This window comes from Neisseria sp. P0006.S004 (assembly GCF_051963015.1).
In the GTDB taxonomy this organism is placed as follows: domain Bacteria; phylum Pseudomonadota; class Gammaproteobacteria; order Burkholderiales; family Neisseriaceae; genus Neisseria.
Genome location: NZ_JBQCUS010000015.1, coordinates 1 through 8,754 on the forward strand (window position 1 = coordinate 1; position 8,754 = coordinate 8,754).

Annotated in this window: 4 protein-coding genes; 3 read left to right on the forward strand and 1 reads right to left on the reverse strand. The window is 47.6% G+C overall.

From position 1 onward, the window contains the following. On the forward strand, positions 1-2,296 hold a 2,296-nt coding region (locus ACTHR2_RS10390), incomplete at its 5' end, for a YadA family autotransporter adhesin (protein WP_440375698.1). 237 nt (positions 2,297-2,533) lie between these two features. Here the strand turns inward: ACTHR2_RS10390 and dusA are convergent. After that, positions 2,534-3,538, reverse strand: coding sequence for a tRNA dihydrouridine(20/20a) synthase DusA (dusA, locus tag ACTHR2_RS10395; protein WP_440375699.1), 1,005 nt, complete (start codon positions 3,536-3,538; stop codon positions 2,534-2,536). A 198-nt stretch (positions 3,539-3,736) separates the two neighbouring features. Here dusA and ACTHR2_RS10400 point away from each other — a divergent pair, with 198 nt between their 5' ends. Then, positions 3,737-4,357 carry an L-threonylcarbamoyladenylate synthase gene (locus ACTHR2_RS10400; protein WP_036491940.1) on the forward strand — a complete coding sequence of 207 codons (621 nt, stop codon included), beginning with the start codon at positions 3,737-3,739 and terminating at the stop codon, positions 4,355-4,357. A gap of 573 nt (positions 4,358-4,930) precedes the next feature. Beyond that, positions 4,931-8,754, forward strand: a 3,824-nt coding sequence (locus ACTHR2_RS10405; protein ID WP_440375700.1) for an ESPR-type extended signal peptide-containing protein, incomplete at its 3' end; no start/stop codon positions are given.

Consider the following 8,754-nt stretch of genomic DNA (forward strand, 5'->3'; position numbering starts at 1 on the left):
TGAAGCCGACGTTAAAGACAACGGCGACGGTACTCACACTGTAACCATCAAAGACGGTAACGGTAACACCACTACTACCATCATTAAAGATGGTGCAACTGGTGCCGACGGTAAGAACGTTGAAGCCGACGTTAAAGACAACGGCGACGGTACTCACACTGTAACCATCAAAGACGGTAACGGTAACACCACTACTACTATCATTAAAGACGGCACAGCTGCCGCAAAAGGTGATAAAGGTGACAAGGGTGATAAAGGTGATACCGGTGCTAAAGGTGACCAGGGTATTAAAGGTGACCAAGGCGCTAAAGGTGACAAAGGTGATACCGGTGCTAAAGGTGATCAAGGTATTAAAGGTGACCAAGGTGCTAAAGGCGACAAAGGTGACACTGGTGCCCAAGGTGCTAAAGGTGATACCGGTGCTAAAGGTGATACTGGTGCAGACGGTAAGAATGCCAAAGCCGACGTTAAAGACAACGGCAACGGCACTCACACTGTAACTATCACCGATGGCGACGGTAAAACTACTACCACTATCGTTAAAGACGGTAAGAACGCTGAAGCTGAAGTTAAAGACAACGGCGACGGTACTCATACTGTAACCATCAAAGACGGTAACGGTAACACCACTACCACTATCGTTAAAGACGGTGCAACTGGTGCTAAAGGTGATACCGGTGCCAAAGGTGACCAAGGCGCTAAAGGTGACAAAGGTGATACCGGTGCTAAAGGTGACCAAGGTATTAAAGGTGACCAAGGTGCTAAAGGCGACAAAGGTGACACTGGTGCCCAAGGTGCTAAAGGTGATACCGGTGCTAAAGGTGATACCGGTGCCAAAGGTGACCAAGGCGACAAAGGCGTCAAAGGCGATACCGGTGCTAAAGGTGATACCGGTGCTAAAGGTGACACTGGTGCAGACGGTAAGAATGCTAAAGCTGACGTTAAAGACAACGGCAACGGCACTCACACTGTAACTATCACCGATGGCGACGGTAATACCACTACCACTATCGTTAAAGACGGTGCAGACGGTAAGAACGCCAAAGCCGAAGTTAAAGACAACGGCAACGGTACTCACACTGTAACCATCACCGATGGCGACGGTAAAACTACTACCACTATCGTTAAAGACGGTAAGAACGCTGAAGCCGAAGTTAAAGACAACGGCAACGGCACTCACACTGTAACTGTCAAAGACGGTAACGGTAACACTACTACTACTATCGTTAAAGACGGTGCAACTGGCGCTACCGGTGCAACTGGTGCCAAAGGTGACCAAGGCGATAAAGGTGTCAAAGGCGACAAAGGCGATAAAGGTGACCAAGGTATTAAAGGTGACCAAGGCGCTAAAGGCGACAAAGGTGACACTGGTGCCCAAGGTGCTAAAGGTGATACCGGTGCTCAAGGTGCCAAAGGTGATACCGGCGCAACTGGTGCAACCGGCGACAATGGTAAGTCAGCTGAAGCTAAAGTTACACGTGATGATACTAAAGGTGAAACCACTATCACTGTTAGAAACCTGGATAAAGATGGTAAAGTCATCGGTACCACTTCTGAAGTTGTGAAAGATGGTAAGAACGCTGAAGCTAAAGTTGAAACTACAGCTAAAGGCGAACATACTGTAACCATCAAAGACGGCAACGGTAACACCACTACCACCATCATTAGAGATGGTAAAGATGGTAAAGACGGTAAAGATGCTGATGGTACCTTCGGTCTGCGTGATGAAGAGAACGCTGAAATCACCAAACCGCTGAATAACACTATTCAGATTAAAGGTGGGGATACTATTACAGTTGACGGTCAGAATCTGGGGAAAAACGTCTCCGTTAAGAAAGACGGCGATGCGCTGAAAGTCAGCATGAACCCTGATCTGCACGTTAATAGTGTTACTACTAACGAACTGAAAGCAGGTCCTGTAACCATCAACCAAGGTGGTATCGATGCCGGCAACACTACTATCCAAAATGTTGCTCCAGGTAAGAAAGGTACCGATGCGGTTAACGTTGACCAGCTGAACCAAAAATTCGGCGATGTGAACAGCAATGTGAACAAGGTTGACAACAACGCCCGCGCAGGTGTGGCTCAAGCTCTGGCTACTGCCGGTCTGCCACAAGCTTACTTGCCAGGTAAGAGCATGCTGGCTATCGGTGGCGGTCACTACCGCGGTGAAACCGGTTACGCTGTCGGCTTCTCTAGCATCTCCGATGGTGGTAACTGGATCATCAAAGGTACTGCTTCCGGCAACTCACGTGGTCACTTCGGTGCTACCGCAGCAGTTGGTTACCAATGGTAATCTGACTTTCAGACGGCCTGAAAAGGCCGTCTGAAAAGACGAAGCAAAGTAAATGCGGCCTATTTAGGCCGCATTTTTTTATGCTTAGATTATGTTTTGGGTTTATTTGATGAATTAATCGCAATAGTAGCCAAAGAGAAATGAATATATCTTTAGCAGTCTGTTGTAATTTAAAAGGCCGTCTGAAACATCATTTAATGTTCCAGACGGCCTTTCTTTTATTCGCACTATATGCCATTAATCCCAAATATTTGCGCGTTCGACTTCTTTCCATGCGTCTAAAATCAGGCTGCCGTCGTTGTCTTTCAGCAAAGTAGCATCTGAGAGCATACGGCGCCAAGTGCGGGCATTTTTTAGGCCGTGCATCAAGCCTAGTGCATGGCGGACGATATGGCGTAGGATGGTACCGCGTCCTGAGGCGATTTGTTCGTGGCTGTATGCGTATAGCCAAGCCGCTAAATCTGCGTATTGGATTGGTGCGTGTGCGTCGTTGTAAAACAGTGTATCCCAATCGCGCATCAGCATTGGATTGTGATAAGCCTCGCGCCCGATCATGACACCATCGACAAATTTCAGATGCTCGGCTATTTCTTCGTTGGTGGTGATGCCGCCGTTAATTAAAATTTCTAAGTCGGGGAACTCTTGTTTCAAGCGGTAGACGTATTCATATTTGAGTGGCGGAACTTCGCGGTTTTCTTTTGGAGATAAGCCGTCCAGCCAAGCATTGCGCGCATGGACGATAAATGTGCGGCAGGCTGTTTTTTCGCGAAGTGTTCCCACAAAATCTGCCACGACTTGATATTCTGTTTGTCTGTCTACGCCGATGCGGTGTTTGACCGTCACCGGAATTTCAACAGCATCCTGCATCGCATTCAAACAATCTGCCACCAAATCTACATCATTCATCAGGCAGGCGCCGAAAGCGCCTTTTTGAACGCGTGGGCTGGGGCAGCCGCAATTTAGGTTGACTTCATTATAGCCATACGTCTCAGCTGCTTTAGCGGCGATTGCCAAGTCATGCGGATCTGAACCGCCAAGCTGTAAAGCTATCGGCTGCTCGCCTTCGTTGAAACTTAAAAAACGGTCTTTATCTCCATAAACCACCGCGCCTGAATTGACCATTTCGCTATAAAGCCAAGCATTGCGCGTAATTTGTCGCGCCATAAAGCGATAGTGTCTGTCTGTCCAATCGAGCATGGGGGCAACAGACAAGCGGCGTGAAGGTAGGGAAGAAGCAGACATTGAGATGGCTTTCAAACAAAATAATGCATTATATAGTGTATCAAATTGACTTTCGATATTAGCAGTAAATCAAAATGGTATATAAGGTGTTGTAGCTGAGGCTAAATCCATTCATGATGGTGGAAATCCAATATTCAGATGGCTAAATAAGTTTTAAAATACCAAACAGCAAACCATTAGAATGATAAGGAAAAAAACATGGCTCAATTTTTCGCCATCCATCCCGATAATCCCCAAGACCGCCTCATCAAACAAGCCGCCGACATTGTCCGCAGTGGCGGCGTTATCGTTTACCCTACGGACTCCTGCTACGCGCTGGGTTGCAAACTCGGCGACAAAAACGCGATGGAGCGCATTCTCGCGATTCGCAAAATCGATCAAAAACACCATCTGACCCTGATGTGTGCTGATTTGAGCGAATTGGGGACTTACGCCAAAGTAGATAATGCCCAATTCCGCCAGCTCAAAGCAGCTACACCCGGCAGCTACACCTTTATCCTGCAAGCAACCAAAGAAGTGCCCAATCGCACGCTTCACCCCAAACGTAAAACCATCGGCCTGCGTGTTCCCGATAACGCCACTGCCTTGGCACTTTTGCAAGAATTGGGCGAACCTATTTTAAGTTGCACCCTTATGCTGCCTGAAGACGAAGAGCCATTGACCGATCCATACGAAATTCGAGACCGTCTTGAGCATGCTGTCGATCTGGTTATCGATGGCGGCTGGTGCGGTACTGAGCCGACGACGGTTATTGATATGACCGATGGTACCGAGCTGATTCGTCAAGGTAAGGGCGATATTGCCGTATTTGGTTTATAACACTCTCTGCGTTTACATCGGCTAGGGATGTGCCTATTCCTGCCATTATCGATCACAAGCTATATTGCTCAGTTATCGTCAGTTTATACAATCAAAACGTCTTTAAATTAAGCAATTGTTCAAAATCATTTCATCAAAGGCCGTCTGAAATCTTTCAGACGGCCTTTTCCATTTCTTAGAAAACAATTCATTTTAAATAAAATTCCAAGTAATTGGCACGTGGCTTGCATGATTACTGTGATTGCTGATGACTTGTCGACGGAATACAACATTACGCTTATTAATAAAAACATGACTGGAGAACTTTTAATGATTGGTTTTTCTGTTCAAGCATCATGATTTTATTTAAAAATTAAAGATAATCGGTTGATATTTCTGACTAGCGGATATTTAGTAAGTATGAAATACTATTTCACTTCGAGACAGTAAAAGACCTAAATTTTGTCTCAAAGTGACAATAAACGTCAGCTCGAAGCAAGTATTTGCTGGGAAATCTTCCGCAATAGACTTTTTAAAGTAGCGTCATGCTCATGCTCACGCTTTTACCTATCATAAAAAGAGAAAGACACACCTATGAATAAGATATTTAAAGTTGTTTGGAACCGTACGATTCAATCTTTTGTCGTAACTTCCGAATTGGCCAAAGGCCGAGTGAAATCGTCTGCAGAACAAAACAGTACAGATGTATCTGCTGAATCCGGTAAAAATGGTATCGCGACAGTTTTTAGATTGACAGTGATTTCGGCAGCTCTTTTGGGTGCAGGTAATTCGTATGCGGCAACTGCAGCACGAGGAAAAATTGAATTTGATGCTGTAACCAGTGCGACTGCGGTTAGTGGTGCAACAGCGACCGGTATTGGTGCTCTGTCAGTAGGAGCATCAGCCAATGCTACGGCTAACGGTGCAGTTGCGGTAGGTACGAGTGCAAATGCAACACATAATAATAGCCTTGCTGTTGGTACAAATGCCAAGGCTACTCAAAATCATGCTGTTGCGATGGGTGCAGATACAAGTGCAAGTAGTTCAAATGCAACAGCGATAGGTAAAAGTGCCAATGCTGTTTCTGCAGATTCAACAGCACTGGGCGCAGATTCCAAAGCAAATGGTACGCAAGCGACAGCGGTAGGTAAGAATGCTCTTGCTGATAATACGAGCACAACAGCATTGGGTAATTCGGCGCAAGCATTTGGTATAGGCTCAATGGCTTTGGGCCAATCCAGCACATCAAGAGGTCAAAACGGCATTGCAATTGGCAGCGGTAGTCAGGCTGCAGCCAATGCGCAAAATGCCATTGCAATCGGTACCAATGCAGTGGGTTATCAAAGTGAGTCTATCGCCATAGGTAATTCAGCCCAAGCTCAAACTGGAAATACCATTGCCATTGGTAAAGGTGCAGTGGCAAATTCTCCAGGTTCGGGTAGTGCGCCATCAAGTGCTATTGCACTTGGTGCAGACGCGAATGCAACCGGACTTGGTACGATTGCTATTGGACGTGCATCTGAGGTTCTCTCCCAAAATAGTATGAATGTGAATGTAACTCACAATAATATTGCTATTGGTAATACGGCTCGAGTAGGCGATTCAAGTAGTTCTAAGATAACTCAGTCTATTGCTATTGGTTCAGGTAACCGTGTTGATCCACAGGGCAGACCTGAGGGTGCGTGGGCAAAGGGAGACCAATCTATTGCGGTTGGCGGCAATGTCTTGGCTAATGGTAATTCATCTGTTGCTATTGGTGGTGATGATTTAGATTCGGTAGGTGGTACTCGATATTCTGGCAATGCAACGGATAAATTCATCAAATATAATGAAAAAGGTGCAAAGACCGGTGAATATACGCTGAGCGGTAAAAGTCTGCGTGATATTTATAAAGAGATGACTGGTGATACGATGAATTACGGTTCTTATGGTAATACTATTGCCGGTCAAGGTTCTGTTGCATTGGGTGTGCAGTCTAATTCATCTGCCGATTTGTCTCTGGCTATCGGTACCAAATCTCAGGCCACTGCCTTTGGTGGTGTAGCTTTGGGTACAGGTGCGAAGGCTACTTTGCTGAACTCTGTGGCTTTGGGTACGGCTTCTAAAACCGATAAAGAAGGTCAGGCATACGTTCAACGCGAAATTATGGGTGTAACCTACACTTGGGCAGGCGGTCAAACTACCGATGCCGGTGATGTTGTGTCTGTCGGTTCCAAAGGTTACGAACGCCAAATCATCAATGTATCCCCCGGCGATATTTCTGCTACTTCTACTGATGCCATCAACGGCTCTCAACTTTATGGTGTATTGAGTGCGCTCGAACGCATTCGTTATTTCTCTGTTAAGTCAACTGATGGTAGCACTGACGGCACCAAAAACTGGAATAACGATGGTGCGAAAGGTGCAAACTCAATTGCCATTGGCCCATCTGCATCTACGACAAGCGCAGCCACAAATGGTGTTGCTATCGGCAATCAGGCAAATGTTACAGGCGTCAATGCTGTTGCTTTGGGTAACGGTACTACTGCTTCTGTTCAAGACTCTGTTGCATTGGGTAATGGTGCCGTCGGCGCAGCCAATAATTTTGATGCGACAGCTAAAAATGCCTCATTCAAAAACGATAGTGGTGCTGCGACCAATGTCAGCTATGCTGCTTCTTCATCCTCTAAAACAGGCGCGGTTTCTGTAGGCAGTGCAGGCAATGAACGCCAAATTCAGAATGTTGCCGCAGGCCGTATTTCCGCTACTTCAACCGATGCGGTTAACGGTAGCCAACTGTACACCGTTATGAACAATGTTGGACACAATATCCAACAAAACGGTACAGACAAATCCCGTATCAACAACAACGGTACAGTCAACTACGCCGATGGCAATTTGACGACCGTTGCAATCACCGATGGCGAGAATGCATCAAAAGTTCAAATCAACGTTACCCAAGGCACATTGTCTGTCGATAATAATGGCACAGTGTCCGCACCGACTGCCGGTGTAGCGACTGCCGGCGATGTAGCCAATGCCATCAATAATGCCAAAATCACAACCAAGGTGGAGGCAGGCAGCAACACGCATGTCAATAAGACAACTTCAGGCAAAGAAACTACTTATACCGTCAGCGCAGATAAGGCAACGGTACAAGTTTCCAATGCTTTGAATTTGACCTCTAATACTACAACTGCAGCCGATGGTTCCGTCACAACCGACTACAGCATCGACTTGGCGCAAGACACCAAAGACGACATCCAAAAAGGTGTGGATGCCAAAACCACCGTTGACACCAAAGGCCTGACCTTCAACGGCGACAGCGGCAGCACTAATATCGAAAAACTCGGCTCTACCGTGACCGTTGCCGGCGACGACAACATCACCACCGAAGCCCAAGACGATAAAGTGACCGTTAAGCTGAACAAAGACCTGGTAGTGAACAGCGTCAAAGCCGGCGACACCACCGTTAACAACGACGGCGTTAAGATCGCAGGCGGTCCTAGCCTGACCAAGTCCGGTATCGATGCCGCCGGTAACAAAGTGACCAACGTAGCGGATGGCGACCTCAATGCCAACAGCAAAGATGCCGTTAACGGCAGCCAACTGTTTGCGACCAACCAAAACGTCGCCAACAACGCCGCCAATATCGCCAAAGGCATCAACTTCGGCGGTACGACCGGCAGCAACAACTACGCATTGGGTGACACCATCAATGTCAAAGGCGACAGCAACATCATCAGCGAAACCGTAGCCGGTGGTGCACAGTTGAAACTGGCCAAAGACATTACCGTCGACAGCGTTACCGCAGGCGACAGCAAACTGAATTCAGACGGCCTCACCATTACCGGTGGCCCAAGTGTGACCAAGTCAGGCATCAATGCCGCCGGCAACAAAATTACCAATGTTGCCCCGGGTACCGATGACACCGACGCCGTCAACTACAGCCAGCTGAAACAGCAAAGCGCCGCTGCCCGTACCGAAGTTGCCGCCGGCACCAACATCAAAGACGTGGTGAAAACGACCGGCGCCAACGGCCAAGACGTTTACACCGTCAACGCCAAAGGCACGACCGCGAGCGCCGGTTCGAACAAAGTGACCGTCACTGCTTCAGCAGAAGACGCGAACAACGTGACCGACTACAGCATCGACTTGGCGCAAGACACCAAGGACGACATCCAAAAAGGTGTGGATGCCAAAAACACTGTTGACACCAAAGGCCTGACTTTCAACGGCGACAGCGGCAGCACCAATGTCGAAAAACTCGGCGCTACCGTGACCGTTGCCGGCGACGACAACATCACCACCGAAGCCCAAGACGATAAAGTAACCGTTAAGCTGAACAAAGACCTGGTTGTGGACAGCGTCAAAGCCGGCGACACCACCGTTAACAACGACGGTGTGAAAGTCGCAGGCGGTCCTAGCCTGACCAAGTC

What these genes read in the sequence shown, in the direction of transcription:
- dusA (WP_440375699.1), bottom strand. Translation starts at nt 3,538, where the DNA reads ATGTCTGCTTCTTCCCTACCTTCACGCCGCTTGTCTGTTGCCCCCATG.
- ACTHR2_RS10400 (WP_036491940.1), top strand. Translation starts at nt 3,737, where the DNA reads ATGGCTCAATTTTTCGCCATCCATCCCGATAATCCCCAAGACCGCCTC.